We start from the raw sequence: 25819 nt of genomic DNA, 5'->3' as shown, positions 1-25819 counted from the left end.
GCAGACCATTCTTTCAGTTTGGTCCTAATTATTTTCATCATGGACCCGGCATGACCGCATTTAATCCCACCGCTTTTCGCCAGCAGTTTCCCGCGCTCACTGACGCCGGGGTGTATCTCGACAGCGCAGCTACCACGCTGAAACCCCACGCCGTCATTGAGAGTACACAGCAGTTTTACAGCCTCAGCGCCGGCACGGTGCATCGCAGCCAGTTCGCTGCCGCCAGGGACCTGACGCAGCGCTATGAACAGGCGCGCAGTCAGGTGGCCCGCTGGCTTAATGCCGCTGACGATCGTGAAATTGTCTGGACGCGCGGCACCACCGAAGCGATAAATCTGGTGGCCAACAGCTGGCTGCGGCCGCGCCTGCAGCCGGGTGATGAGATCGTGGTCAGCGAAGCCGAGCATCATGCCAATCTGGTTCCGTGGCTGATGGCCGCCAGGGCCTGCGGTGCCCGCGTCGTAAAATGGCCGTTAGGTCCGGATCGCCTGCCGGATATCAGCCAGTTACCTGCCCTGCTTAACAGCCGGACGCGGCTGCTGGCGGTGGGTCAGATGTCGAACGTCACCGGCGGCTGTCCCGATCTTGGTCAGGCGATCGCGCTGGCTCATGGCGTGGGAGCGAAAGTCATGGTCGATGGCGCGCAGGGTGTGGTGCATTGCCCGCCGGATCTCCAGGCGCTCGACATCGACTTTTACGCCTTCTCCGCCCATAAGATTTACGGTCCGATGGGGACTGGCGCGCTTTATGGCAAAGCGGAACTGCTGGAGGCGATGGCGCCGTGGCAGGGGGGCGGCAAAATGGTGACTCAGGTTGATTTCAGTGACTTCACCCCGCAGCCGGTGCCCTGGCGTTTTGAAGCGGGCACGCCAAATGTGGCGGGCGTCGTGGGATTGAGTGCCGCGCTGAGCTGGCTGTCGCAGTACGATCTGCCGCAGGCTGAATGCTGGAGTCAGCGGCTCGCCACTCAGGCTCAGCAACAGCTGGCGGAACTGCCTGGCTTTCGCAGTTTCCGCTGTGGCAACGCCAGCCTGCTGGCGTTTGAGTTTGACGGTCTGCACCACAGCGATCTGGTGACGCTGCTGGCGGAACAGGGCATCGCCCTGCGCGCCGGTCAGCACTGTGCGCAGCCGCTGATGGCGGCACTGGGCGTCAGTGGCACGCTGCGCGCCTCTTTTGCCCCCTATAATAATCTGCAGGATGTTGATGCGCTGGTGCATGCCATGAAGCGCGCCATTTCGCTGTTATCGGAGTTTTAGCAATGAGTTCATCGCCGTTAGCGCCACACCCGTTTGGCGCAGAGATCACTGTCGCTACGCTGAAGGAGAGCTTTGGTCGCTTTCATCAGTGGGAAGATCGTTATCGCCAGCTGATTCAGCTGGGCCGTCAGTTGCCCGCGCTGCCAGAGGAACTGAAGCGCCCGGAGATTGAACTGAGCGGGTGTGAGAACCGGGTCTGGCTGGGCAGCCAGCGACAGGAGGCGGGTACGCTGCACTTCTATGGCGACAGCGAAGGACGGATTGTGCGTGGCCTGCTGGCGGTGCTGCTGACTGCCGTTGAGGGTCAGACGCCACAGCAGCTGCTGGCCAGCGATCCCCTGCAACTTTTTGATGAACTGGGTCTGCGCGCCCAGCTCAGCGCGTCACGCAGCAGCGGCCTGCAGGCGCTGGCCGCCGCGGTAGAGCACGCCGCGCGTCAGGCGCTGGCGACGTCCTGACGCGCGGCGCGCGCCAGAAACTTCTTCAGCGCATGCGAAACGGCCACAAAGCCAAAGGTGGCGGTGACCATGGTGGCGGCGCCGAAACCGGATGCGCAATCCATTCGCTTCGGTCCCTCTGCCGTGCTGCGTGAGGCACAGACGCTGCCATCGGCCTGCGGATAGACCAGCGCCTCGGTGGAGAAAACGCAGTCGATGCCCAGTTTACCCTTACTGTTTTTTATCACGCCCAGGCTCCTGAGCCGTTCGCGCAGCTTCGCCGCCAGCGGATCCTGAATGGTCTTTGCCAGATCCGCGACCTGGATCTGCGTTGGATCAATCTGACCACCCGCGCCACCGGTGGTGATCAGCGGGATCTTATTCCGGCGACACCAGGCGATCAGGGCCGCTTTAGGCCGCACGCTGTCAATAGCATCGATCACATAATCAAAACCGGCAGCCATCAGGTCTGCGGTGTTCTCTGGCGTAATAAAATCATCAATGCAGATCACCTCACAATCAGGATTGATGGCACGCAACCGCTCTGCCATGACCTCTGTTTTGGCCTTGCCGACATTGCCCTGCAGCGCATGCAGCTGACGGTTGGTATTGGTGATACAGACATCATCCATATCAATCAGGGTGATTTTACCAATCCCGGTGCGTACCAGCGCCTCCGCCGCCCAGGAGCCGACGCCGCCGATTCCGATGACGCAGAAGTGGGCGTCAGCAAACCGTTGCAGCGCATCCTGACCATAGAGACGCGCCGTGCCGCCAAAGCGCTGATGCCAGGCGTCATTTAACACTTTCATAGTTGAACCTGTAACGTCGTGCGGGCCCGCAGGCCCGCAGAGAAGAAATTAGTTAGCGCCGAGGAGCAGTGAACCATTATTACCGTTTTGCGGGCTGGAGAACAGCGGCTGTCCGGCACCCGGCGCGGCTTTCAGTACCCAGACGCGGCCATAGTGATTATAGAAGCCCGCCAGATGCGCGGCATCGGGACCGATACCCTGATAGATATCAAAGTGCTGTCCTTTAATCGCGCCGCCTACGTCCAGGGCCACCATCAGGCGCATCTCATATTTACCGTTGAACTTGCCCTTCTCATTGAGCTGTGGCACCTCCGCCAGCAGTACCGTGCCCGGTGGAATGATGGAGCGGTCAGAGGCGACAGAGGCTTTCGCCACCAGCGGCACCGCGCTGGCGCCGCGTACCGGCGTAAAAGGCTCAGCTTTAAAGAAGACGAATGACGGGTTGGTTTCCAGCAGTGCGCGCACTTCCTGAGGCGAGTGCTCCTGCGCCCACTGACGGATCGCCTGCATCGACATATCTTCGCGCTTTACTTCGCCGCGGTCGATCAGCTCTTTACCGATACTATGGTATCCCCAGCCATTTTTACCGGCGTAACCAAAGAAGGTCATCGGGCGGCCGTCGCCAAAATCGACATAACCACTGCCCTGCACATCCATCATGAAGTTATCAATCAGCGAGTTGCTGTAGGCAATAACGTAGCGGTCATCGAGTGCGCCACTGTAGATAGAGGCGCGGCTCGGTAATTTTTCACCCCGTTTACGTGGCGGCATCCGATAGATTGGGTACTGGAATTCACCCTGACGGGTGTAACGCGCTTCCACTACCGGCGTGTAGTAGCCGGTAAACTGCACGTTACCGTAGTTGTCCGTGCCCTCCATCTGCCAGGCATTCAGGCCATACTGACGAAGCTGTCGGGTATCAGCCCCCGCCATCAGCCAGCTCTCAATCGCACTGTAGGTGCCACTCTGACGGCCATAGAGCGCCGATGAGGCGGACTGGATCTGGCGTACCTGCTCACCAAAGTCCCGGCCGTTTACCGGTGCGCCTTTGGCATTGGGCTGATTCACCAGCGCCAGCGGCTGTTCCAGTTTGCCATCTTTATATTGCTGACCGCGATCGGTCGGTTTAGAGCTACAGGCCGCCAGCAGCGTGATCAAAGTGCCAGTGAGTGCATACTTCACCCAATGTAATTTCATTCTCTTCTCTTCTTATAACTGTTCGCCCCGCGACGATAGCAAAGCCCCCGGCAGAATGAAATGCATCCGCTTTCACGCTGTGCGGATCAGTTCAATAATTAATCAGATGGGCGGTTCCTTCAGCAACTGGCTGTTAATTTAGCTTTTATCTGTAAAAAGGGGTTGCATCAATCAGCGCGGAGAGTATAGTGCGCTTCCACGGACGCGGGGTGGAGCAGCCTGGTAGCTCGTCGGGCTCATAACCCGAAGGTCGTCGGTTCAAATCCGGCCCCCGCAACCAATACTTCTGAGGCAGTTTTCAGAAGTCACAATGTGAAAAGTCGCAATGCGCAATACGGACGCGGGGTGGAGCAGCCTGGTAGCTCGTCGGGCTCATAACCCGAAGGTCGTCGGTTCAAATCCGGCCCCCGCAACCAACACTTCTGACGCCGTTTTCAGAAGTCACAATGTGAAGTCAGTATGATACGGACGCGGGGTGGAGCAGCCTGGTAGCTCGTCGGGCTCATAACCCGAAGGTCGTCGGTTCAAATCCGGCCCCCGCAACCAATCATTTAAACACCTGAAAGGGTGTTTTTTTGTTTCTGGCGTTCCCGAATCCTCTTTTGCGCCCCCTCCGCCCTGAAAAGCGTGCGGATAGCCCGGGCTATCCGCCTTGCATTACCGATGGGCCAGCGCCGCCCCACTCTCTACATAGGCTTTGATGCCATCCAGAATCGCCTGGGCTACCTGATGCTGATAGCGGGTGGTTCGCAGTTTACGCTCCTCCTCCACATTACTGATAAAGGCCGTTTCAACCAGAATGGAAGGAATGTCCGGCGCTTTGAGCACCGCAAATCCGGCTTGATCCACCGTGCGTTTATGCAGGTGGTTGATGCGCCCCATGCGATGCAGCACCTCTTTACCGAACTTCAGGCTGTCGTGAATCGTCTGCCGCTGCACCATATCGAACATGGTGTGGTCGAGATAGCGGTCACCGCTTTTGCTGACGCCGCCTATCAGGTCTGATTCGTTCTGCGTCTGCGCCAGGAAGCGGGCGGCTGCGGAGGTCGCCCCGCTGGTGGACAAGGCGAACACCGAGGATCCCCGCGCCGCGCGGCTGGTAAACGCATCCGCATGAATAGAGACAAAAAGATCGGCGCGCTGCTTGCGGGCTTTGGCAACCCTGACCCGCAGCGGAATAAAGACATCTTCGTTGCGCGTCATGTAGGCTTTCATGTTGGGCTGTTTGTCGATCAGCGCTTTCAGTCGCCGGCCAATCTTCAGCACAATATCCTTCTCGCGGGTCTTATATTTGCCGTGCGCGCCAGGATCTTCGCCGCCGTGGCCGGGATCGATCATGATGATAATCGGCCGGTCGCGTCCCGCTTTGCCCGGCAGAGGAGCCTGTACCCCTTCATCTTTCTCCAGATCGCCCTGGTTGTAATCTTTCAGCAGCGCCAGCAGCGGATCATCTTCCACATGATCCTGGCTCGGATAGAGGTCAACCACCAGCCGGTGATTGATCCCGGCGACCGGTGCCAGGTTAAAGATTTTCGGCGCGACGTTGCGCTTCAGCTCCAGTACCACGCGCACCGTGTTGCTGTCGAACTGGCCGACGCGGGCATTTTTGATAAAGGGATCGTCGACCCGGACCTGCTTATCCACCCCTTTCAGGACCGGATTAAGGTGCAGGCCCTGGATATCGATCACCAGGCGATCGGGATTTGTCAGGGCAAACTGTTTGTACTTCAGTGCAACGCTGGACTCCAGCGTCATCCGTGAATAGGTGGATGAGGGCCAGATCCGCACGGCCACAATGTGGTTTTTGGCCGCCAGCCCCGTGCGGCTGACGCTTAACAGCAGTAAGGCGCCTGTCCCCTGTAAGAATCGTCTGCGTGAAAAATGGGAATTACCGTCTGACATGCCGCTCCAGCTGCTGTGTTATGTCTGAAAATGCGCCAGTTAATAAAATGGCGGCGAAAACTTTATCCAATCCGCAGCATGATGTCACCCCGGAAACCCTAAATAATGCAGGCTGTTAGCGGCTTTGACACCCGAAAAAACGTAAATTTTCGTCAGGATAAAGGCTTGCAAAACCGCCTGTAAAAGCATAAAAATACATAAAATACGAATAAACATTCATTGAGGGTTGGCCGTGAAGGAACGTAGTACCGAGCTGGTTCAGGGTTTTCGCCATACCGTTCCCTATATCAATGCCCACCGTGGCAAAACCTTTGTCATCATGCTGGGTGGCGAAGCGATTGAGCATGAGAACTTCTCTGGCATCGTCAACGATATCGGCCTGCTGCACAGCCTGGGCATCCGGCTGGTGGTGGTCTATGGTGCGCGGCCGCAGATTGATGCCAGCCTCGCTCAGCAGCAGCTGGAGCCGGTTTATCACAAGTTCACAAGGGTCACCGACGCACAGTCCCTGGAGCTGGTGAAGCAGGCGGCTGGCCGGTTGCAGCTGGATATCACCGCCCGCCTCTCAATGAGCCTTAACAATACACCGCTGCAGGGCGCGCATATCAATGTCGTCAGCGGCAACTTCATTATTTCACAGCCGCTGGGCGTGGATGATGGCGTGGATTACTGCCACAGCGGGCGTATCCGTCGTATCGATGAAGAGGCGATTCATCGCCAGCTGGATAACGGCGCCATTGTGCTGCTGGGCCCGGTGGCGGTTTCCGTGACCGGTGAGAGCTTTAATCTGACCTCCGAAGAGGTAGCTACCCAGCTGGCCATTAAGCTCAAAGCGGAAAAGATGATCGGCTTCTGCTCTGAACAGGGGGTGCTGGACAGTGACGGCGAAATTATCTCCGAGCTGTTCCCGAATGACGCCCAGGCCCGAATCGACGAGATTGAAAAAGAGGGTGATTATCTCTCCGGCACCGTTCGTTTCCTGCGTGGCGCAGTAAAAGCGTGCCGCAGTGGCGTGCGCCGCAGCCACCTGATCAGTTATCAGGAAGATGGTGCGCTGCTGCAGGAGCTCTTCTCCCGCGACGGTATCGGCACGCAGATCGTGATGGAGTCGGCAGAGCAGATCCGCCGCGCCAACATCAATGATATCGGCGGTATTCTCGAACTGATCCGTCCGCTGGAGCAGCAGGGTATTCTGGTGCGTCGCTCCCGCGAGCAGCTGGAGATGGAGATCGACAAGTTCACCATCATTCAGCGCGATAATCTGACCATCGCCTGCGCCGCGCTCTATCCGTTTATGGATGAGAAGATTGGCGAGATGGCCTGTGTGGCCGTGCATCCGGACTATCGCAGCTCATCCCGGGGTGAGATGCTATTGCAGCGCGTAGCGTTGCAGGCGAAGCAGATGGGGCTGGAAAAACTGTTTGTGCTAACCACCCGCAGCATCCACTGGTTCCAGGAGCGCGGCTTTACCCCGGTCGATATCGAGTCACTGCCGGAGAGTAAAAAAGAGATGTATAACTATCAGCGCCGTTCAAAAGTGCTGATGGCCGACCTTACCTGAGGCTCAGAGTAATCAACAGGCGGCTTACCGGCCGCCTGTTCCCTGCCCTTCTCAGCCGCCTGCGCCCAGGCGCTCGACCAGACCGCTGCGTCGCTGCGTCTGCAGCTGAACCGCACGCTGAAACACCCCCGGCTCGCTGTAGATCGTCAGCTGCCGACGTGCGCGGGTGATCGCGGTGTAGACCAGTTCCCGCGTCAGCACCGGCAGAAACTGCGTCGGCATCACCAGCGCGGTGTGGTCAAACTCCGATCCCTGCGATTTGTGCACCGTCATTACCCAGGCCGTTTCGTGTGACGGCAAGCGGCTCGGCTGAATGGCCTTGATGGATCCATCCGGCAGCGGGAAGAAGACCTTGAGGTTGCCCTCCTCATCGCGCAGCGTAATGCCAATATCGCCATTGAACAGGCCAAGCGCGCTGTCATTCCGGCTGATCATGACCGGTCGTCCGGCATACCAGCGGCTGCCGACGCCGGGACGCCGGATGCGCTGTAACTGCATCAGCCGCTGTTCGATGCGCTGATTCAGCCCCTGCACGCCAAATGGCCCTTCACGTAATGCACACAGCAGTTGATAGCGGCCAAACGCGGCGATGACCTCCGCCGGTGGCGCCTGTTCTCTGATGAGCTGCAGGAAAGGCTGATATCCCTGCGCGACCTCATCCAGCATCGTCTGATAGGCTTCGGCGCTGTTCAGCGTCTGGTAGCTGACATCTTCGCAGGCCGAGGTAAACAGGGCATTGACCTCTGCTGCATCCCCCCGGTTGATCGCTTTAGCCAGCTGGCCGATGCCTGACCTGGCGTCAAAACGATAACTCTTTTGCAGCAGGCAGATACTGTCGCGCACGGACGGCGCCTGCATATCATCACTGCCCTCAAGGGCACAGCCGGTCAGCCGCGCGAGCTGTTCTGCCCGCTCCAGGCTATAGCCGCCCTCGGTGCAGCGACAGATATCGCCCAGCACGGCCCCCGCCTCAACCGAGGCGAGCTGGTCGCGATCGCCCAGAAAGATCACACGCGCATGGCCTGGCAGCGCAGCGATCAGTTTTGCCATCATCGGCAGGTCAACCATCGACGCTTCATCAACGACCAGCACATCCAGATGCAGCGGATTTCCGGCGTGGTAGCGCATCCGCTGGGTATCGGGCTGGGCACCCAGCAGACGATGCAGCGTAGTGGCTTCGGCCGGAAAACGCCGACGCTCTTCGTCGCTGACGGCCAGATCCTGCAGGGCCCTGCCCAGGGATTCGGTCAGCCTTGCTGCGGCTTTACCGGTTGGTGCGGCCAGCTGGATCCGCAGCGCGCCCGGATTGAGCCGAATCAGTGCCGCAAGAAGCTTCGCCACGGTAGTGGTCTTGCCGGTGCCAGGTCCGCCGGAGATCACCGCCGTCTTGCGGGTCAGCGCCACAGCCGCCGCAATCTTCTGCCAGTCCTCTGGCTGGTCACCGAACAGCGTGTTCAGTACCTCGCCCGCGGCCTGGATATCGAAGGCAGTTTTCATCTCCTGAGCCGCAAAGAAGTCGGCAACCCGGCCTTCACTCTGCCACAGCCGGTGCAGATACAAACGCTGGTGGCTCAGCACCAGCGGCGTCACCCGACTGCCGTCGCTGACGGCGGGCCAGTCAGCCAGATGTGCAGGCCAGTCATCCGGCGCGCCCGCTGCCTGCCAGATCGCCTGGGCCAGCGCAGGCTGACGACCGGCAAACAGGTTCGCTTCAGAGAGGTGACTCAGCGGCAGGCAGACATGTCCCTCACCGGCTTCAGCACTGACGCAGGCCGCTGCCAGCAGCAGCGCGGGCTGTGATTCCGGCGCGATCAGCCGCGCGAACTGAATATCCAGCGGCCGCAGGAGGCGCTTCTCTGCCGCCTGCAGCAGCAGGCTCAGCATCTCACTCATAACCCCTCCCCGGGTTGACCAAATAGTGCATCAATCTCTTCCACAAAGGCTTCGTCAGAACGGGTCGCAAAGATGCCGTTATCCGGCGAGCTGCCATCCATCCCGCGTAAAAACAGATAAAATACGCCGCCAAAATGTTGCTCGTAGCGGTAGCCGGGCAGACGATGCCGAAGATAGCGATGCAGCGCCAGCGTATAGAGCTGATACTGCAGATCGTAGCGGTGGCCGATCATCGCCTGCGCCATCGCCTCAGGGGTGTAAGCGGCGTGACTCTCCCCGAGCCAGTTCGATTTATAGTCGAGCAGATAATATTTGCCCTGCCAGCGGAAGACCAGATCGATAAAGCCCTTGAGCATTCCGCGCACCTGGCGGAAATCCAGAGCGGCGGCCTGCCGGGAAAGCGGGTCATGCCGCCGCAGCAGCGCGTCGAGCCCGGCCGCAGTCAACAGGTTGTTGATCGGCAGGTAGAACTCCATCTCAATCAGGCGTTCGCTGCTCTTTATCGCCGACAGCGTCAAGCCCTCTGCGTTGAGCGGGGTGCGCAGGACGCGTTCAATCCACTGCTCCAGAACCGGCAGCCAGCTGAGCGGATAGCCATTATGCTGCAGCTGATCTTCGAGCCAGATGCGGTCCGGTGGTTCGGTAAAGTCGATCGACTCAAACAGACCATGTAAAAACGTGCCGGGTGCCGCACCGCGCGGAAAATGGTGAGGCGTCAGCGTCGCCTCTTCGCCAGTCTCCTCCTCTCCCGCCGCGTCAATATCGAAGCTGGGCAGCGCATCCAGCAGCGGTGAACTGTGGTGCTGTTGCAGGCCAGAGTAACTGGTGACCCGCCAGAGATCCGTCAGCGTGCGCGTCATGTCACGGCTGCTTAATGCTTCATCCCCCTGCCGGGCATCCTGCCACATCTCGCCGGGCAGCAGATCCTCTTCTGTCAGGGCAATGCCCTCACCGGTTAAGGCGTTCAGACGCTGGCTGAGCTGCCGGGCATCGGCCGCCTCACCCTGCTGCACCAGGTAACCCAGTGCGCTCTTGTGCAGATCGCTTTCGCCCTCTTTTTTGCGGCTGCCTTTGATCAGCGGTGCAATACCGACGCTGCAGTGATAGACCGAGCGGGTCAATGCCACGTAGAGCAGACGCAAATCTTCCGCCAGACGCTCCTCTTCGGCCAGCGCCAGACTTTGAGCATCGCCCTGTACATCCAGCAGCGCCGTAAAGGTGTCGCGGTCATGATAGAGCGCGCTGGCCGCCTCGCGGAATCCGGCAGCAAACGGCAGCCAGACCAGCGGATACTGCAGCCCTTTCGATTTATGGATGGTGATGATCTGCACCAGGTGCCGATCGCTTTCCAGACGCAGCTGCTGGCTGGCAGCCTGGCTGTTTGGCCGGGCAATCTGCTGCGCCAGGAAGCGCACCAGCGCGTGCGGGCTTTCCAGCTGCACCGACGCCTCCTGCAGCAGCTCACCCAGATGCATCAGGTCCGTCAGCCGCCGCTCACCATTCTCCGAAGCCAGCATATTTTCCGCCAGCTGCCGTTTAATCATCACATCCCGCAGCATCGGCAGGACACCGCGCTGATGCCACAGCTGCTGCCAGACGGCGAACTGCTCCACCAGCGCATCCCATTCGCGTTCGTTCTGCGTCAGCGCGTCGAGCGTTGCCGCGTCGATGGCAAAAATGGAGGTTGCCAGCGCGCTGCGCAGCAGACGCTCCTGTTCCGGTGCCTGTATCGCCTGCAGCAGCCAGAGTAACTCGCGCGCTTCCGGCGTGGTGTAGACGCTGTCCCGGCTGGAGAGGTAGACCGACGGGATCGCCAGCGCATTCAGCGCATCGCGGATTAACCCGGCCTCATTGCGACTGCGCACCAGCACGGTGATATCGGACGCCCGCACAGGCTGTAGCGCCTCGCCTTTGCCCAGCAGGGCGCGTCCCTGCTGACCGGCGACCAGCCAGCGGCTGATGTCGGCCGCACACTGCTGCGCCATAAACTGCTGGTAGTCACTGCTGCCGACACCCTCGCCCGGCTGCAGCCAGAAGCGCAGCGCCGGTTGCTGCTGCTGATCAAACGTCAGCGTCAGCGACTGATTCGATGCTGCGGGCTTCACCGGCTGGAAGGGGATCGCCGAGAAGAGAAAAGGCGAATCGACCTGCGAAAAGAGGCGGTTGACGCCCGCGACCATCTCCGGCGAGGAGCGCCAGTTGGTGTCCAGCGTATAGTGAGCGCTGACTTCGTTTCTGGCCCGCAGATAGGTAAAGATATCCGCGCCGCGAAACGCATAGATCGCCTGCTTGGGATCGCCGATCAGAAACAGTGCCTGCTCCGGCTGATTAATGTAGAGCGCGCGGAAGATGCGGTACTGCTGTGGATCGGTATCCTGGAACTCATCGATCAGGGCAACCGGGAAGCGTGCTCTGATAGTGTCAGCCAGCAGGACGCCGCCAGGCTGCTGCAGCGCCTCATCCAGCTTACTGAGCAGATCGTCGAAGCCTAACAGCGCACGAAGCCGTTTCTCACGTTGCACCGTAGCACGCACATCGGACAGCGCCTGAGCGATGATCACATCCCGCAGCGACAGCGGCTCTGCCAGGAACTGATCGATCGCCGCAAACAGCGCATGACGGGGCGCGTCGCCCTTTTTGGTTTTCTCCTCCAGCACCTGCTGCCCGAATCGCTCCAGCTCTTTGGGCAGCTCGTAGTCCAGCGTCTCACTGCCAGCCCACTGCGTGACGCGGGCCACCCAGTTGGGCAGATGTTTGCTGCTGTAGCTGCGCTTATCAACGCCTGATGCGCTGATGATCCCTGCCACATCCGCACTCAGCGCCTGCCACTGCTGCTTGATGGCACTGATACGCGCCAGATTACGGGCGTGACGTTTCTCCAGCGTCTCATCGGCTGCGGGCGGGCGTTTCAGCCCCGGCGACTCCCCCTGCAGCCAGGGGCGCAGCGTGGCCAGCAGGCTGTCTGGCCCGCTCCACTCTGCGGCGATGATCCGCGCGACATCCAGACTCAGTGGATAGCACTGACGGCGCCAGAAATCGGCGGTCGACTGTTTCAGCAGCGCCTGCTCATCTTCAATCAGCTCCTGTTCGAACAGCATCCCCGATTCAAAGGCATTGAGGTTGAGCATCCGCTGACAGAATCCGTGAATAGTGAAGATGGCGGCTTCATCCATCTGCCGTTCAGCCGCCAGCAGTTGTGCGGCTGCCTGACTCAGATCCGGCATCTGCTCCAGCAGTAACTGGTGCATCGGATTGCTGCTTTTGCCGCGAATGCAGGCCAGACGTAACTGATGAATATTCTCGCGGATGCGTCCGCGCAGCTCAGCGGTCGCGGCCTCGGTGAAGGTCACTACTAAAATTTCCTCCACAGAGAGCGGCCGGCTGTAAGCATTTTCGCCGCCCAGACCCAGCAGCAGTCGCAGATAGAGCAGACCGATGGTAAAGGTTTTTCCGGTACCTGCGGATGCCTCAATCAGCCGCTCGCCCCTGAGCGGCAGCGTCAGTGGATTCAGCGAAATAGCAGGTCGCTGCGTCATGGTGTTTCACTCTTTACCGGCAGCGACTGCTGCAGTTTTGCCACTTCAGCCCAGGTTTTCCAGCCAGGCTGCCGGGCAAATTCGGCTTTGCCATTGCCGGTGCCGGCAATCTGTGAGGTCATCACCATGCCTTTGTGTTCAATCACGGCGCGCCGGAAAAAGTCCGCCAGGCTGACTGGGGTGAGTTGCTGCACCTGCTCGATCAGTTTCTGCCGCGTATCAAACCGGTCGTTCTGACGGTCAAAGTCGCGGCTGAAGCGATCGGCCTCTTCATACAGCGTCTGAGGACGCTGCTGCAGATCGTTGATCATCGCCTGCTGATACTGCACAAAATCGGCCTGACTCATGCTGCGCAATCTTTTTTCTGCCTGAGGATAGAACGCCTGGTACCGCTGCAGCAGCCAGCCGGGCTGCCTGCTGTTACTTTGCAACAGGAAGCCGAGGCCCCACTGACGTCCTACAGGCATCTGAAAGGCAAACACCGCATAGCCGAGCTGCTCTTTGGTGCGCAGCTGATTGTAGAACCACGGCTGCACGATCTGGCTCAGCATCGCGCTGTTTGCCATGCTCTGATATTCACTGTATCCCAGCGGCACATAGAGGGCGGCCAGAGCAGAGTCCGTGCTGCTGCCCTGCTGCTGCAGGTTAGCTTTCAGCGGTTTGTTAAAGGTGACGAACTGGCTGGGCCAGTTACGCGGCGCACGGCTCTGCATCTGCTCTCTGAGCTCATGCCCCAGCCGGATCACGCTCTCCGCGCTGAGGTTCCCCACCACCATCATCTCCGGCGTTGCATCACGGAATAGTGCATCGCGGTAGTCGGTGACATCCCGGAGTGAGATCCCACTGACCAGCCTGCGGCGCGTTTCGCGCTGGGTGTAGGGCAGCTGCGACAGCAGCTGCATCGGCTGAATAGCCTGCTCAAACGCCTTGCCTTTTTCCGCCGCGTCGAGCCGCTCCAGATACCAGGATTTAGCCTGCTCCAGTTGCTGTTCTGTCGGCTGGAAACTCGCGTACCCTTCCACCAGCTTCTTCAGCAGCGTCGGCAGACGCTGAGTAAAGCCATTGGCGCTGAACACCAGCCCTTCATCTTCGCCGGTTGAGAAACTGATGCCGCCGACTGAAGCCTGTGAGTTCAGCTCATCCAGCGCCAGGCTGGAAAGGTAGTCATTCAGCCCGAACAGCACCTGCTGACGGGCATCGCTGATAGCGTGCTGATTGCGCAGCGCCAGGGTTATCGCAGCTTTCGGCTCGCTGGCATAGTAACGGCTGGGCATCCAGTAAATACGCATCCCATCTTTATTATCCAGCCTGATCGGATGGGTGTAGGTTTTGCCGTCTGAGGGTAACAGGGTGAAATCATCCGGGATATAGGGATTGAGCACCGGCATCGCCAGGGTGATCTGGCTGGCGCGCTGCTGCCAGTCAGCGAAGGTGGCTGGCGTGATTTTCTCAACCTGATAGGGTGCCTCAACGAAATAGGCCTTTTTATCGTGTGGCTCCTGCGGGCTGATGTACCAGATGCGCGCATGCTGCGGCGTCATCTCTTCCAGCCGGGCGTGTATCGCGGCCGCGTCATACTGGTCCGCCAGATAGGGGGCATCCAGCGTATGTTCAACCGGGACACGCAGCATCGTATCTACCAGCCACTCGATGTAGTCCATATCGCGGGTGATGGAGGGATAACGAAAGTCCAGCGCCAGTACGTGCGATACCTCATCAAAGTAGCGTTTATCATCGCTCTGCTGACGCAGCAGATTGATGTAGCTGAAGATTGCCGCCACCACCTCGTCACGCTGTGCCAGACCTTTATCGGTCAGGGAGGCGGTAATCGCGAAGACGCCGCTGTTACGCTCGGTCATTGGGTCAGCGCCCGCGTTGACACCGTCAGCCAGCCCCTGCTTCTGCAGCCAGTCGGTGAGCGTGTTTTTGCTGCGGTTGCTGATCAGATAGCTGATGAGCGTATCGGTTTTACTGCGGAAGCGATCGCTGTTGTTAGCGATGCGGAACTCAATTTTGAGCTGCTTGCGCGGCTGAGCCGGAACGTAGTGAATAATGATGCCCTGCTGTGCCTCGGTCACCACCGGCACCCGGATCTCAGGCACGCTGGCATCATGATTCTGCACCCGGCCAAAGGTTTTTGCCGCAATCGCCGCCATCTCCGGCAACGGCTTGTTACTGTAGATAACCGCCTTCATCAGGTTAGCGGAGTAGTGGGTGTGGTAGAAATCCAGCAGAGCCTGATGCAGTTTGCTGCCAGGTTTATCTTTCAGGGTATCGAGATTACCGCCCGAGAAACGTGACGCCGGATGCGCCGGGTTCAGGGTTTCCGCGCCGACCTGCGCCATACGCAGCCCGTCGCGCGAGCGCGCCATCGTCAGTTCGGCATTGACGGCATGGCGTTCGCGATCGGCGTTAACCGGATCCAGCAGCGGCTCAGCCACCGCATCGGCCAGCCGATCAACCGCAGGCGCCAGCGAATCATTTTCCACTTCCAGATAGAAAGCGGTGCGATAAGAGGCGGTACTGGCATTGTGACTGCCGCCATGCTTTTTCAGGAACTCAGCCAGGTTGTCCGGCTGCGGATAGTGCTTTGAGCCCATCAGCACCATGTGTTCCAGATAGTGCGCCAGTCCTGCCTGCTGATCGGGATCGTCCAGCGAACCTATCGGCAGCGTCAGCGCGGCCAGGGATTTCGGCGCAACCGGATCGGAAACCAGCAACACCGTCATGCCGTTATCCAGCCGGATCGCCTGATAATGGCGCGGATCCTGTTCACTTTTGCGAATGGTCTCATTAACCGGCTGCCAGCCTGATGAGCTCTCCGCCAGAGCCGTGCAAGCCGTCAGGCCGAACACCAGCGCCGCTATCCAGCGTGCGTATACCCGCATGTAAACTCCTCTCGTTTCCCGATAAGCCGCCAATTTCTGACCCGGCGGCTCAAAGCAGAGCAAAATTGCTGTGTAATAAATCAGTGTGCTAATACGTCTACTGAGCGGTTATTCATCGTCCTGATGCGCCGTCAGCACCGGCAGATACCAGCGCTGTGCCGCCTCAGTGATCTGCTGCAGCTGCGTTTCATCCAGCGTCCGGCAAAGACGCTGCAGATAGGGATCACCCCCCTCACCTTCCACCTGATAGTTACCCTGCCAGGCGGTCAGCAGGCGATTACGCGCTTTAAGCTGCGTCGCCTCATCGGTAAGCAGCTGCTGACTTTTTTTGTCATAGCTGGCGGTGAGCCAGGCGCCCCCGCTTTTGTTAAGCAGCATCAGCGGCTGCCGCATTCCGGCCAGATAGCCCGCAACATACTCGTTCAGCGCCGCAGTGGCCTCCGTCTGCGGCACCGCCAGAAACGTCCAGCGGCTTTTCTGACGGCCAAACATCCGGCTGCTGCCGGTGCCGCCCAGCGCGCAGTAAACCAGGTGCTCCAGCCAGAGTAACAGCCCGTCGTTCATGTTGAGCACGCCGGGCCGCCAGCGCAACAACCCATCATCCTGCACCTGCGTCAGCCAGCCGGTTAAGCTGACCTGGTCCAGGGGCAGATTGACCTCCCAGCTTTCGCCATCGCTGCGCTGCGTAACCACTTCTGCAGCGACTTCCTGCATCTCCTCGCGCTGTGCCTGCCAGAACAGCTCACCGAACGCGCCATACGGCAGATTACCGGCCGCACGATGATGTGCGTAGAGCCGTTCTGTATCCTCACCTTCAACCAGCGCATTCAGCAGCTGCGCATTGATCTGATAACGCTCCAGATTGTCGAGCGCGAAAGGCTCACTGTCAGGCAGTTCGTTCTCCTCCAGCCAGAAGCTGACGCCGAGCCGCTGGTGGAACCAGGCGCGCACCGGATGCCGCCAGAAGCGCAGAAACGCCTCCAGCGTCAGCGTCTCAATCTCCGGGGCGGCCAGCGGCTGCACAAAGTCAGGCTGTGGCTGCCCCGCTTTCTGCGCGGCAGGCAGCCATTCGCGGGCAAAACTCTGCACCCGGGCAGCGGGCTGGAAGTTCTCCGCATCAAACGGCATCCGGCTGTGCAGATGCTGCAGGTGGTTCCGTACCCGTTCCGCACTCTCATCCAGCTCCAGATGACCGTCTCCCTCCAGATAGAAACTCTGTCCGATGTAATCCAGCAACTCTGTGACCAGCACGGAGGGGTAGCGTTCCGTATTATCCTGAATCGCCCGGCCGATATAGCTGATGTAGAGCTGTCGCTGTGCAGAGATCATCGCCTCCAGAAAGAGATAGCGGTCATCATCCCGGCGGCTGCGGTCGCCCTTGCGGGACTGCTGCTGCATTAAATCGAAGCCCAGCGGGGCTAACGTACGGGGATAGACGCCATCGTTCATCCCCAGCAGACAGACCAGCTGGAAGGGAATAGAGCGCATCGGCATCAGGGTACAGAAGTTAATCTGTCCGGCCAGGAAACGCTGACTGATGCGCTGCTGGTCAAGCCGGCTGCGCAGATCGTCGCGCAACAACGCCACCGGAATCGCCTCTTCAAAGCGCGCAGCCATGCCGTAGTCGATCAGCTGCTGCCACTGCTCCTCGACCAGCAGCAGTGCGGCCTGGGTTTCTGCGTCGGGACTGAAAAAGGCGTTCAGCAGTTCACAGCACAGAGGCAGCCACGCCGACAGTGGCCGGGGTTCCGCCAGCCGCTGTCGCCAGTCGTTAAGCCGGGAGAGCAGCTCTGCCAGATGCCCTGCCAGCTCTCCCACCAGGCCACTCGACTCGTCATAGGGCAGGATCCCTTCCCAGTCACCGTTGTGGCTCTCCATCGCATAGCCCAGCAGCATACGCTGCAGGCCAAAACGCCAGGTGTGCTGGCCGGTAACCGGCAGTGACAGCGCCTCCACGCTGGCGTCATCCAGCCCCCAGCGCACGCCCGATTCGCTGACCCAGCGCCGCAGCAAACGCAGGCCGCTTTCATCGATAGAGAAGTGAGCAGCCAGCGCCGGAACGTCCAGCAGTGCCAGCACATCTTCCGAGACGAACCTGCTATCCGGCAGCGCCAGCAGTTGCAGAAACGCCACAATGGCCGGATGCGCCTGACTGGCGCGCCGGTCTGAAATGGCAAAAGGCAGATAGCGATCGGCTGGCGCATTGGCAAACACCGCCTGTATGAAAGGCGCGTAAGCGTCGATATCGGCCACCATGACGATGATGTCACGCGCTTTTAAATCGGGATCGGCCTCCATCATCGCCAGCAGATGATCCTGCAGGACTTCGACCTCTCGCTGGGCGCTGTGGCAGACCTGTACCGCAATCGAGCGATCGTCCGGATCCAGGCAACGCTTCCGATCGCTGTGTGCCAGTTCCACGGCGTTCAGTCCGATGATGGCGTTGTCCTGCAGATTGAGAAGATCGTGCTGCATACAGTGCAGCAGGTTGTCCGGCTCAACATCCACAAAGGCATCGATATCGTCATTTGACTCCATCTGACTGAGCAGGAAGAGGTTGTCACGTCCCAGCTTGCCCCAGGAGGCGAGCAGCGGATTCGTCAGCTGTTGTTCCCCGGCGTCGTTAAACAGCGCCGGTGCCTGCGCTGCATCGCGAAAGAGCGCGCGCGTTTCATCTGCTCCGTGACGCCGGCGCTGACGACTCTGCAGTTTTGCCAGAAACGCGTAATCCTGAATATCGCCCCAGTAGTCACGACAGGGATTGGTAAACAGCAGATGGATATCAATGTGACGGCCCAGCGCCTGCAGCGCCTGCAGATAGACCGGCGGCAGCGCCGAAATGCCACAGATAAACACCCGCTTTGGCAGCGTGTCCGGTGTGCTTTGCGCCTGCTCCAGCGCCTGAATAAAGCGCGCATAGAGGTTGGCGCGATGCCATCCCGGCTGGCGCAGGGCTTCAGTATAGCTGACCAGATCGCGCCACAGGGCGGCCTGCCAGCGCTGTGCCTCTCCCAGCCCGTCAATGCTTTCACCGCGCTCCCAGCTGTTGAGCCAGTCGGCACGGTAGACCAGATACTGGTCGAAGAGATCGGCGACACGGGAACTGAGCTGAAACAGCTTACGCCTGTCACCGTCGTCATGAAGGTAGTGGCGTAACGAGATAAACTCATCCTGCTCCAGCATGACCGGCAGCCGGTGCATCAGTTTCCAGCTCATGCTGGCCTTGCTGAAGGCACTCTCTACCGGGATGCCGGGCAATACCCGGACAAACATCTCCCAGATAAAACTGGCGGGCAGCGGAAACTCAATGTTGGCCGCGATACCAAAGGTTTGCGCCAGCTCCATCTGCAGCCATTGCGCCATCCCGGGGCTCTGCACCAGGATCATCTCGGAGGCGAAGGGGTCATCAAGAGGGTCATGTTTAATCACCGCAGCCGCCAGAATCTTCAGCACATCAAGCTGATTTGAGTGATAGACGTGAAACATGAAAACTCCTGTGATAACGCTGAACATGACTGCGGTATTGCGGCCCTGTCACTTTACCGCGTATCGCGGTTGAAACCCATCAAAAGGGCGACCTGGCGCGCTTAACAACGCAGCCGTGTGAGCGTGGCCCGGCGCTGCCAGGGACCCGTGACGTCAGCCTGCTCCAGGGTACAGCCTGACGGCCCCCCTTTTTGTTGCAGACTGGATGTCCAGCCCGCCACTTCATGCCCGTTCAGTCGCTGCTCAGCGACCCGCCATGCCTCACGCTGCGCCCACTGCTGGCTGAAGCTCAGCGCCAGTGCGCGATGATAGTGAAGCAGCGTGCTGCTGCTTAGCGCCATCAGCAGCAGCGCAAACAGGAGTTCCGGCAGACTGAATCCGCAGCATTCAGAGGCAGGTGGCAGGCGGCGTGAGCGGACAATAGTCGATCCAGCCGTGCGGCAGTGCGATAACCTGGTGGCCCTGTAACCGGACCCAGTGCCAGACGGCCATACCACTGTTGCTGGCCTCGCCTTTAAGCAGTGCCTCATCTTTTTCACCTCGCTGTAAACAACTGCGCCAGCCGTGACGATCGTCCTGCTGACAGTGCGCGGTCTCGCTGGCTGACCAGCGCAGGGAGAAACCCCACTGCAGCGCAGACTGCGCCCGCCAGAAATCGTTGATGTAGTGCTGTTCATCCGCCAGCAGCCGCATCCCCTGCTCAGACAGCCTGCGGCTGGCGTGCAGCGTGACGCTGCCGATCAGCAGCATCATCAGAACCATGCCCAAGGCGCTGCTGCCTCGCTCTTTCACAGATTTTCTCCCTCGACCCAGCTCTCGATCGTTTCCAGCCAGCGTCCGGCCCGCCCCTGCAGCACGATTCTGATCTGGGCATCCTGCCGACTGATGCTGAACTGCTCCAGCGTCATAAAGGCGGGATCGGAGAGCCGCTCCCAGCCCGCAGAGTGACACTCATCGACCCCGCGCTGTGTCTCAAGCTGCCGCTGTCGCAGGCGATAGCCGTAATAATCACTGCCGGTATGGCCCACCGCCTCCCATCTTCCGTTACTGTTCTCATCCCAGCGCAGCAGCAGGCAGTTCTCGCGAAGGGTGAGTGCGCCCGGCCCGCATTCGCCATGACAATATCCGGCCCGCCGCACCGCCTTTTCCAGCGTGGCCACTATCTGCTGTAACTCCTGGCGCAGCTGCGCCCGCTGCAGCATGCTGGCATTCTCTGCCAGCAGTCGTGGCAGGAAGTGTCCAACGCTGATCATCACAACGGCACTGATTGCCATCGCGATGAGCATCTCCAGCAGGCTGAATCCGTTTGCTTTCAACGACAGCTCTCCTCCTCCGTCATACAGAGGCGAATACGGGCCCGGGCGGAGATAACCAGTTTTATGCCTCCGGCACGGTTGCCCAGCCCGATGCTGCCCGCCGTGGCGACGTTACGACGGCCATAAAAACCCGGCTCTCCCCGGATGCCCGTGAGTTCCACATCCGGATGCGGGGCCACGAAATGCAGCGGGTTGCCAGGATGGCATTCACCGGCAGGGCTGCCGACACCAATGCACCAGGGCGCGCCAGGCCGCGACCACAAAACCAGATCGCTGTTGTGCCGGTTCGCCCGGGCGCGAACCCGCAGCAGAAAACCCTGCAGCTGCTGCGCGCTGTCGCGCAGTTGCTGTCGTTGTTGCCAGCGCTGCCAGCCGTGCAGTGCCGCGAGACTTAATGTGCCGGCAATCACCAGCACCAGCAGCAGTTCCGGCAGGGTAAAACCCCGTATGAGTGTGGTTTTCATAGCGGCAGAGTGCGGTCTGCGGAGCGGTGAAACAAGGAATTTTAGGGCACGCTGGAACGAAGGTGGCAGAGAATCGGCCTCATCGACAGTGACGGTCAAAAGCGTGCGAGCGGTGCCGCAGATTCAGCGTTCGGCGGGCAAAAAAAAGCCCCGGTTGCGAGCCAGGGCTTTCTCATTTTTATCGATCAGATGGCGACCGGGGCTTTGATCGCGGGATGCGGATCGTAGCCTTCAATCTCAAAGTCGTCGAACTGATAGTCAAACAGTGACGCCGGTTTGCGCTTAATGACCAGCTTTGGCAGCGGACGCGGTTCGCGGGTCAGCTGCAGGCGCGCCTGCTCCAGATGGTTACTGTAGAGGTGCGTATCGCCACCAGTCCAGACAAAGTCGCCTACCTGCAGATCGCACTGCTGCGCGACCATGTGCACCAGCAGCGCATAGCTGGCGATGTTAAACGGCAGGCCCAGGAAGATGTCACACGAACGCTGATAGAGCTGGCAGGAGAGCTTGCCGTCCGCCACGTAGAACTGAAAGAACGCGTGGCAGGGTGCCAGCGCCATCTCACTGAGTTCACCGACGTTCCAGGCAGAGACGATAATCCGGCGGGAGTCGGGATCGCGCTTCAGCTGCTCCATCACCTGGCTTAACTGGTCAATCTCCTGGCCGCTGGCGGTTCCCCAGCTGCGCCACTGCTTACCATAGACCGGGCCAAGATCGCCGTTCTCATCCGCCCACTCATCCCAGATCGAGACCTTGTTCTCTTTGAGATAGCCGATGTTGGTGTCACCTTTCAGGAACCACAGCAGCTCATGAATAATCGAGCGGATATGACATTTTTTGGTGGTGACCAGCGGAAAACCATCCTGCAGATTGAAACGCATCTGGTGACCAAAAATTGAAAGCGTGCCGGTGCCGGTACGGTCAGCTTTTGGTGTGCCTTCGTTCAGCACATGCTGCATTAAATCCAGATACTGTTTCATTTTTCCTCGCGAAATTGGGGCTGCGGGCGACGACGATACGCCCAGATCATCATAATAATGCCGGCAACAATCATCGGCACAGAGAGGATCTGGCCCATGCTGATGCCGCCTTCAAACAGGCCAAGCTGAGCATCCGGCTGGCGGAAGAATTCCACGATAATGCGGAATGCGCCATAGCCAATCAGGAACAGGCCAGAGACGCTGCCCATCGGGCGTGGCTTGCGGATAAACAGGTTGAGGATGATAAAGAGTACAATACCTTCCAGCGCCAGTTCATAGAGCTGCGACGCGTGACGCGGCAGCACGCCGTAGGTATTCAGCAGGGCCTGATACTGCGGATTGCTGGCGGCCAGCGCGACATCCTCGCTGCGTGAGCCGGGGAAGAGCATGGCATAGCGGAAGTTCGGATCGACACGTCCCCAGAGTTCGCCGTTAATGAAGTTGCCGAGACGTCCGGCACCCAGACCAAACGGGATCAGCGGTGCAATAAAATCAGAGACCTGGAAGAAGGTGCGTTTGGTGCGGCGGGCAAAGATCAGCATCACCACAATCACCCCGATCAGGCCACCGTGGAACGACATACCGCCATCCCAGACCTTGAAGAGATAGAGAGGGTTTTCCAAAAACAGCGGCAGATTGTAGAACAGCACATAGCCGATACGTCCACCCAGGAAGACCCCCAGGAAACCGGCGTACAGCAGGTTCTCAACTTCCTCTTTCTTCCAGCCGCTGCCAGGTTTATTTGCCCGGCGTACCGCCAGCCACATGGCAAAAACAAAGCCCACCAGATACATCAGTCCGTACCAGTGAAGCGAAACTGGTCCGATCGAAAAGATCACCGGATCGAACTGCGGAAATGCAATATAGCCGTTATTCATCATTCACCGTCTATTTTTCAGCCCTGAAAAGGGGTGTTGTCAGGCACATAAATTAAGGCTGCGCATCATAGCACAGCCGGTTTTGTGAAATGCCGCGCAAATGTAAACGCGGATAACCCGTTTAGCCTGCCCCGTCGGAGGCACCCGTTGCAGCCACTCCGTACAGTGACAGCGCGGAACCACCGGAGCGTACAGAGAGTACGTGAGGATGGTAAGCACTGACTGGAGCCGGAATGGCAGAACATCGCCTGACGAGCCAGGCGGTCAGCGACCGCCGCGAATCAACCCACCCAGACCGCGCCGCTCCATAAAGGCTGAAACCAGATGGCGGACTTCGGTGGCGGTGTGAGCATGCATCCCCTGCTCGCTCAGCGCCTGCGCCTCTTCATAATCCAGATGACGCAGCAGATATTTCACGCGTGGCACGTTTTTGCCGTTCATGCTGAGGTGGTGATAACCCAGACCCACCAGCAGGGCGACGCACATCGGATCGCCTGCCATTTCACCACACAGGCATAATTCGAGATTAGCCAGACGGGCTTCCTGGGCGATCGCATTCAGCGCGCGCAGCATCGCCGGATGCAGCGAATCATAGAGATTGGCAACGCGGGTGTTATTGCGGTCCACCGCCAGCAGATACTGTGTCAGGTCGTTGGTCCCGACTGAAACAAAATCGACCCGCGATGCCAGGTGCGGGATCATAAACAGCATCGACGGCACTTCGATCATGATGCCGATACGTGGCGCAGGAATGGCGTAACCCAACATCTCTTCCACTTCACGTCCGGCGCGATCGATCAGCTGTTTTGCATCATCGATCTCATCGATATGACTGATCATGGGCAGCAGAATACTGAGATTGCCGGAGGCGGCGTTGGCTCGCAGCATCGCGCGCACCTGCACCAGGAAAATCTCCGGCTGATCGAGCGTCAGGCGAATGCCGCGCCAGCCCAGGCAGGGATTCTCTTCACTGATCGGCATATAAGGCAGCTGCTTATCAGCCCCGACATCAAGCGTTCGCAGCGTCACCGGCTTATCGTGAAACAGCTGCAACATGCCCTGATACTGTGCCACCTGCTCCTCTTCCGACGGGAAGCCGTTCTGCAGCATAAAGGGGATTTCGGTGCGGTAGAGGCCGATGCCATCCACCCAGCTGCCCAGCGCCTGCTCATGCTCCGGGCTTAAGCCAGCGTTCAGCATCACCTGCACGCGCTCGCCACTTTTCAGCTCACCCGGCTGGTCGACGACCCCTTCCGCCATCCTGCTCAGCGCATTCTCTTCGCTGATCAGCCGCTGATACTCCTGCACCAGCACCGGCTCGGGATCGATCAACAGCTCACCACGGTAGCCATCGACGATCAGCAGGCGTTTATTGAGCTGATGAGGCTGAATATCTGCCCCCATCACCGTCGGAATGCCCATGGCACGCGTCAGGATAGCGGCGTGCGAGTTGGCCGCGCCATCACGCACCACCACGCCCGCCAGCCGCTCCTGCGGCAGCTCCGCTAAGGTGGTGGCGGTCAGCTCATCGGCCACCAGCACAAAACGCTCCGGCCAGGCGTTGGTCCCGACCAGCGTATCATCGAGGTGAAACAGCAGCCGCTGACCCAGCACCCGCAGATCGCCTGCGCGTTCGCGCAGATAGCTGTCACTCAGGCTGGCGAACTGCTTAGCAAATTTCTCGATGACCTGCTTTACGGCCCATTCGGCTACGGATCCGCGCTCGATCTCCGCGAAGAGATCCTTCTTCAGCCGGGCATCGGTCAACAGGTGAGAGTAGAGATCGAAGATAGCCGCGCTCTCTTTCTGGGCGCTGGCGCTGAAACGTTTGCTGAAGCGACGAAATTCATTGGCCGCTTCGCTCATGGCGAGCGACAGACGTTCGCGCTCACGCTGAACATCCAGCGTGGAGGCGGCGGAAACCTGATCGAGCAGTGGCTGTGTCTCATCGACCCAGCCCGGCGCCACGGCGACACCCGGTGCTGCCGCAATAGCACGCACCCGCGTCTGCCGGAACTGACCAAACAGTTGCCCCATCTGAGACTGCGACAGCAGCGTCGCCATCTGCGTGGCCAGCGTGACCAGAAACGACTCTTCGCTTTCATCAAACTGACGGTGTTCGCGCTGCTGCACTACCAGCACGCCGAGCAGCTGGCGACGACTGATAATGGGGACGCCGAGGAAGGAGCGATAGCGCTCCTCTTTCACTGAGGGAATATATTTGAAACTGGGGTGGCTCTGCGCATCCGCGAGGTTGATCGGTTCGGCCAGACGGCCCACTAAACCGACAATCCCTTCATCAAACGCCAGCGTCACCGTGCGGCCACGCGGCTTTTTAAGTCCGCGCGTCGCCATCAGGTAATAGCAGCGACGATCGTGGTCGGCGAGGTAAACGGAACAGACTTCCGTTTCCATCGCCAGACAGATCTCATTGACCAGAATGTCGAGTGCTTCATTGAGACGCGGCGCACTCGCCACTTTTTCTACAATTTCGCGCAACTGAGTGAGCATAAAGGGCGTGGCCTATCCTCTCTTACGTCGATGGGCAGGATTATTTCGCTGCCCCGCACTCTCCTGCATAGTCATCACCACGCCAGCGAATTCCTTCATCACCCGACGGTAGACATCGCGCTTGAAGGAGACAACCTGACGTACCGGATACCAGAAGCTGACCCAGCGCCAGCCGTCAAACTCCGGCGTGCTGCTGTGCTGCACATTGATATCCGCGTCATTACACATTAACTGCAAGAGAAACCACTTCTGTTTCTGGCCGATACATACCGGCTTTGTGTCCCAACGCACCAAACGTTTTGGCAACTTGTAACGCAACCAGTTACGGGTAGAAGCAAGTATTCGCACATCTTTCCGGTGTAATCCGACCTCTTCGAACAGTTCGCGATACATCGCCTGCTCTGCGGTTTCACCGGGATTGATGCCTCCCTGAGGAAATTGCCAGGAGTGCTGTCCAAAGCGCCTGGCCCATAACACTTGTCCCTGCCGGTTACAGATTACGATACCAACATTCGGGCGGTAGCCATCATCATCGATCACCGGACTACCTCAAAGCAAAATTTGAATGCGCTGATTGTTTCACACTCCTTACAGGCGGTAAACCACTGGATTCATGAGGGGTTAAGTCCTGTTTATCGGGATAACTCACAGAAAATCGCGAAGTTATAAACAACAACCGCAAAAAAGATCGATCTTATT

General features: G+C 59.2%; 18 protein-coding genes and 3 tRNA genes. 6 read left to right on the top strand and 15 right to left on the bottom strand.

Annotation, left to right across the window (positions count from 1 at the left end; translation table 11 throughout):
• Positions 1-50 precede the first annotated feature (50 nt).
• Together csdA and csdE are read left to right on the top strand one after the other, a co-directional pair.
• Positions 51-1259 (top strand): cysteine desulfurase CsdA, encoded by a 1209-nt coding sequence (gene csdA, locus ACR6AS_RS14320; protein ID WP_434162607.1) that lies wholly within the window; start codon positions 51-53, stop codon positions 1257-1259.
• 2 nt (positions 1260-1261) lie between these two features.
• The gene (gene csdE, locus ACR6AS_RS14315) at positions 1262-1717 is read left to right on the top strand and encodes a cysteine desulfurase sulfur acceptor subunit CsdE (RefSeq protein WP_111140822.1); all 456 of its coding nucleotides are present in this window, start codon (positions 1262-1264) and stop codon (positions 1715-1717) included.
• Here the strand turns inward: csdE and tcdA are convergent.
• Both tcdA and mltA read right to left on the bottom strand, forming a co-directional pair.
• A complete protein-coding gene (gene tcdA / locus ACR6AS_RS14310; RefSeq protein WP_293770392.1) occupies positions 1696-2508 on the bottom strand; it encodes a tRNA cyclic N6-threonylcarbamoyladenosine(37) synthase TcdA in 813 nt (270 codons plus the stop codon). The genes csdE and tcdA overlap by 22 nt on opposite strands.
• A 48-nt stretch (positions 2509-2556) precedes the next feature.
• On the bottom strand, positions 2557-3705 hold the full coding sequence (gene mltA / locus ACR6AS_RS14305) for a murein transglycosylase A (protein WP_111140824.1): 1149 nt from the start codon (positions 3703-3705) through the stop codon (positions 2557-2559).
• Positions 3706-3908: 203 nt separating this feature from the next.
• Here mltA and ACR6AS_RS14300 point away from each other — a divergent pair.
• The 3 genes from ACR6AS_RS14300 to ACR6AS_RS14290 all read left to right on the top strand — a co-directional run bounded on the left by ACR6AS_RS14300 (position 3909) and on the right by ACR6AS_RS14290 (position 4251).
• A tRNA-Met gene (locus ACR6AS_RS14300) sits at positions 3909-3985 on the top strand.
• Positions 3986-4044: 59 nt separating this feature from the next.
• Positions 4045-4121: transfer RNA gene (locus tag ACR6AS_RS14295), tRNA-Met, on the top strand.
• Between the two features lie 53 nt (positions 4122-4174).
• A tRNA-Met gene (locus ACR6AS_RS14290) sits at positions 4175-4251 on the top strand.
• 111 nt (positions 4252-4362) lie between these two features.
• Here the strand turns inward: ACR6AS_RS14290 and amiC are convergent.
• Entirely contained in the window at positions 4363-5607 is a 1245-nt protein-coding gene (amiC, locus tag ACR6AS_RS14285; RefSeq protein WP_111140825.1) for an N-acetylmuramoyl-L-alanine amidase AmiC, read from the bottom strand.
• A 232-nt stretch (positions 5608-5839) separates the two neighbouring features.
• Here amiC and argA point away from each other — a divergent pair, with 232 nt between their 5' ends.
• Positions 5840-7168: an amino-acid N-acetyltransferase gene (gene argA, locus ACR6AS_RS14280; RefSeq protein ID WP_111140826.1), complete on the top strand. Its 1329-nt coding sequence runs from the start codon at positions 5840-5842 to the stop codon at positions 7166-7168.
• Between the two features lie 51 nt (positions 7169-7219).
• Here the strand turns inward: argA and recD are convergent, their stop codons facing one another.
• The 12 genes from recD to rppH all read right to left on the bottom strand — a co-directional run bounded on the left by recD (position 7220) and on the right by rppH (position 25660).
• Entirely contained in the window at positions 7220-9061 is a 1842-nt protein-coding gene (gene recD, locus ACR6AS_RS14275) for an exodeoxyribonuclease V subunit alpha (protein WP_418798528.1), read from the bottom strand.
• Positions 9058-12597 (bottom strand): exodeoxyribonuclease V subunit beta, encoded by a 3540-nt coding sequence (gene recB / locus ACR6AS_RS14270; protein ID WP_434162605.1) that lies wholly within the window; start codon positions 12595-12597, stop codon positions 9058-9060. The genes recD and recB overlap by 4 nt, the downstream gene beginning before the upstream one ends.
• Positions 12594-15485: a pitrilysin gene (ptrA, locus tag ACR6AS_RS14265; RefSeq protein WP_111140829.1), complete on the bottom strand. Its 2892-nt coding sequence runs from the start codon at positions 15483-15485 to the stop codon at positions 12594-12596. The genes recB and ptrA overlap by 4 nt, the downstream gene beginning before the upstream one ends.
• A 108-nt stretch (positions 15486-15593) precedes the next feature.
• The gene (recC, locus tag ACR6AS_RS14260; RefSeq protein WP_434162603.1) at positions 15594-18971 is read right to left on the bottom strand and encodes an exodeoxyribonuclease V subunit gamma; all 3378 of its coding nucleotides are present in this window, start codon (positions 18969-18971) and stop codon (positions 15594-15596) included.
• A gap of 101 nt (positions 18972-19072) precedes the next feature.
• The gene (locus ACR6AS_RS14255; RefSeq protein WP_367395796.1) at positions 19073-19312 is read right to left on the bottom strand and encodes a prepilin-type N-terminal cleavage/methylation domain-containing protein; all 240 of its coding nucleotides are present in this window, start codon (positions 19310-19312) and stop codon (positions 19073-19075) included.
• Between the two features lie 46 nt (positions 19313-19358).
• The gene (locus ACR6AS_RS14250) at positions 19359-19763 is read right to left on the bottom strand and encodes a DUF2509 family protein (protein WP_111140831.1); all 405 of its coding nucleotides are present in this window, start codon (positions 19761-19763) and stop codon (positions 19359-19361) included.
• Positions 19760-20287 carry a prepilin peptidase-dependent protein gene (locus tag ACR6AS_RS14245; RefSeq protein ID WP_199560024.1) on the bottom strand — a complete coding sequence of 176 codons (528 nt, stop codon included), beginning with the start codon at positions 20285-20287 and terminating at the stop codon, positions 19760-19762. The genes ACR6AS_RS14250 and ACR6AS_RS14245 overlap by 4 nt, the downstream gene beginning before the upstream one ends.
• Positions 20284-20751 (bottom strand): prepilin-type N-terminal cleavage/methylation domain-containing protein, encoded by a 468-nt coding sequence (locus tag ACR6AS_RS14240; protein ID WP_111140833.1) that lies wholly within the window; start codon positions 20749-20751, stop codon positions 20284-20286. Before ACR6AS_RS14240 ends, ACR6AS_RS14245 begins: the two co-directional genes overlap by 4 nt.
• A gap of 185 nt (positions 20752-20936) precedes the next feature.
• Positions 20937-21731 (bottom strand): thymidylate synthase, encoded by a 795-nt coding sequence (gene thyA, locus ACR6AS_RS14235; protein WP_111140834.1) that lies wholly within the window; start codon positions 21729-21731, stop codon positions 20937-20939.
• Complete coding sequence (gene lgt / locus ACR6AS_RS14230) at positions 21728-22609, bottom strand: prolipoprotein diacylglyceryl transferase (RefSeq protein WP_111140839.1); 882 nt, start codon at positions 22607-22609, stop codon at positions 21728-21730. Before lgt ends, thyA begins: the two co-directional genes overlap by 4 nt.
• Positions 22610-22873: 264 nt before the next feature.
• Positions 22874-25120 carry a phosphoenolpyruvate--protein phosphotransferase gene (ptsP, locus tag ACR6AS_RS14225; protein ID WP_111140835.1) on the bottom strand — a complete coding sequence of 749 codons (2247 nt, stop codon included), beginning with the start codon at positions 25118-25120 and terminating at the stop codon, positions 22874-22876.
• Positions 25121-25132: 12 nt separating this feature from the next.
• Positions 25133-25660, bottom strand: a complete 528-nt coding sequence (gene rppH / locus ACR6AS_RS14220; protein WP_111140836.1) for an RNA pyrophosphohydrolase — start codon at positions 25658-25660, stop codon at positions 25133-25135.
• Positions 25661-25819 lie beyond the last annotated feature (159 nt).

The sequence above is a fragment of the Pantoea phosphatilytica genome (assembly GCF_051025615.1).
Taxonomy (GTDB): domain Bacteria; phylum Pseudomonadota; class Gammaproteobacteria; order Enterobacterales; family Enterobacteriaceae; genus Pantoea.
This window is presented reverse-complemented; position numbering and strand designations above follow the sequence as displayed.

Bases quoted from the DNA above. Each gene is read 5' to 3' on its own strand.
- csdA (WP_434162607.1), top strand. From the start codon at position 51: ATGACCGCATTTAATCCCACCGCTTTTCGCCAGCAGTTTCCCGCGCTC.
- csdE (WP_111140822.1), top strand. From the start codon at position 1,262: ATGAGTTCATCGCCGTTAGCGCCACACCCGTTTGGCGCAGAGATCACT.
- tcdA (WP_293770392.1), bottom strand. From the start codon at position 2,508: ATGAAAGTGTTAAATGACGCCTGGCATCAGCGCTTTGGCGGCACGGCG.
- mltA (WP_111140824.1), bottom strand. From the start codon at position 3,705: ATGAAATTACATTGGGTGAAGTATGCACTCACTGGCACTTTGATCACG.
- amiC (WP_111140825.1), bottom strand. From the start codon at position 5,607: ATGTCAGACGGTAATTCCCATTTTTCACGCAGACGATTCTTACAGGGG.
- recD (WP_418798528.1), bottom strand. From the start codon at position 9,061: ATGAGTGAGATGCTGAGCCTGCTGCTGCAGGCGGCAGAGAAGCGCCTC.
- recB (WP_434162605.1), bottom strand. From the start codon at position 12,597: ATGACGCAGCGACCTGCTATTTCGCTGAATCCACTGACGCTGCCGCTC.
- ptrA (WP_111140829.1), bottom strand. From the start codon at position 15,485: ATGCGGGTATACGCACGCTGGATAGCGGCGCTGGTGTTCGGCCTGACG.
- recC (WP_434162603.1), bottom strand. From the start codon at position 18,971: ATGTTTCACGTCTATCACTCAAATCAGCTTGATGTGCTGAAGATTCTG.
- ACR6AS_RS14255 (WP_367395796.1), bottom strand. From the start codon at position 19,312: ATGGCGCTAAGCAGCAGCACGCTGCTTCACTATCATCGCGCACTGGCG.
- ACR6AS_RS14240 (WP_111140833.1), bottom strand. From the start codon at position 20,751: ATGAAAACCACACTCATACGGGGTTTTACCCTGCCGGAACTGCTGCTG.
- thyA (WP_111140834.1), bottom strand. From the start codon at position 21,731: ATGAAACAGTATCTGGATTTAATGCAGCATGTGCTGAACGAAGGCACA.
- lgt (WP_111140839.1), bottom strand. From the start codon at position 22,609: ATGAATAACGGCTATATTGCATTTCCGCAGTTCGATCCGGTGATCTTT.
- ptsP (WP_111140835.1), bottom strand. From the start codon at position 25,120: ATGCTCACTCAGTTGCGCGAAATTGTAGAAAAAGTGGCGAGTGCGCCG.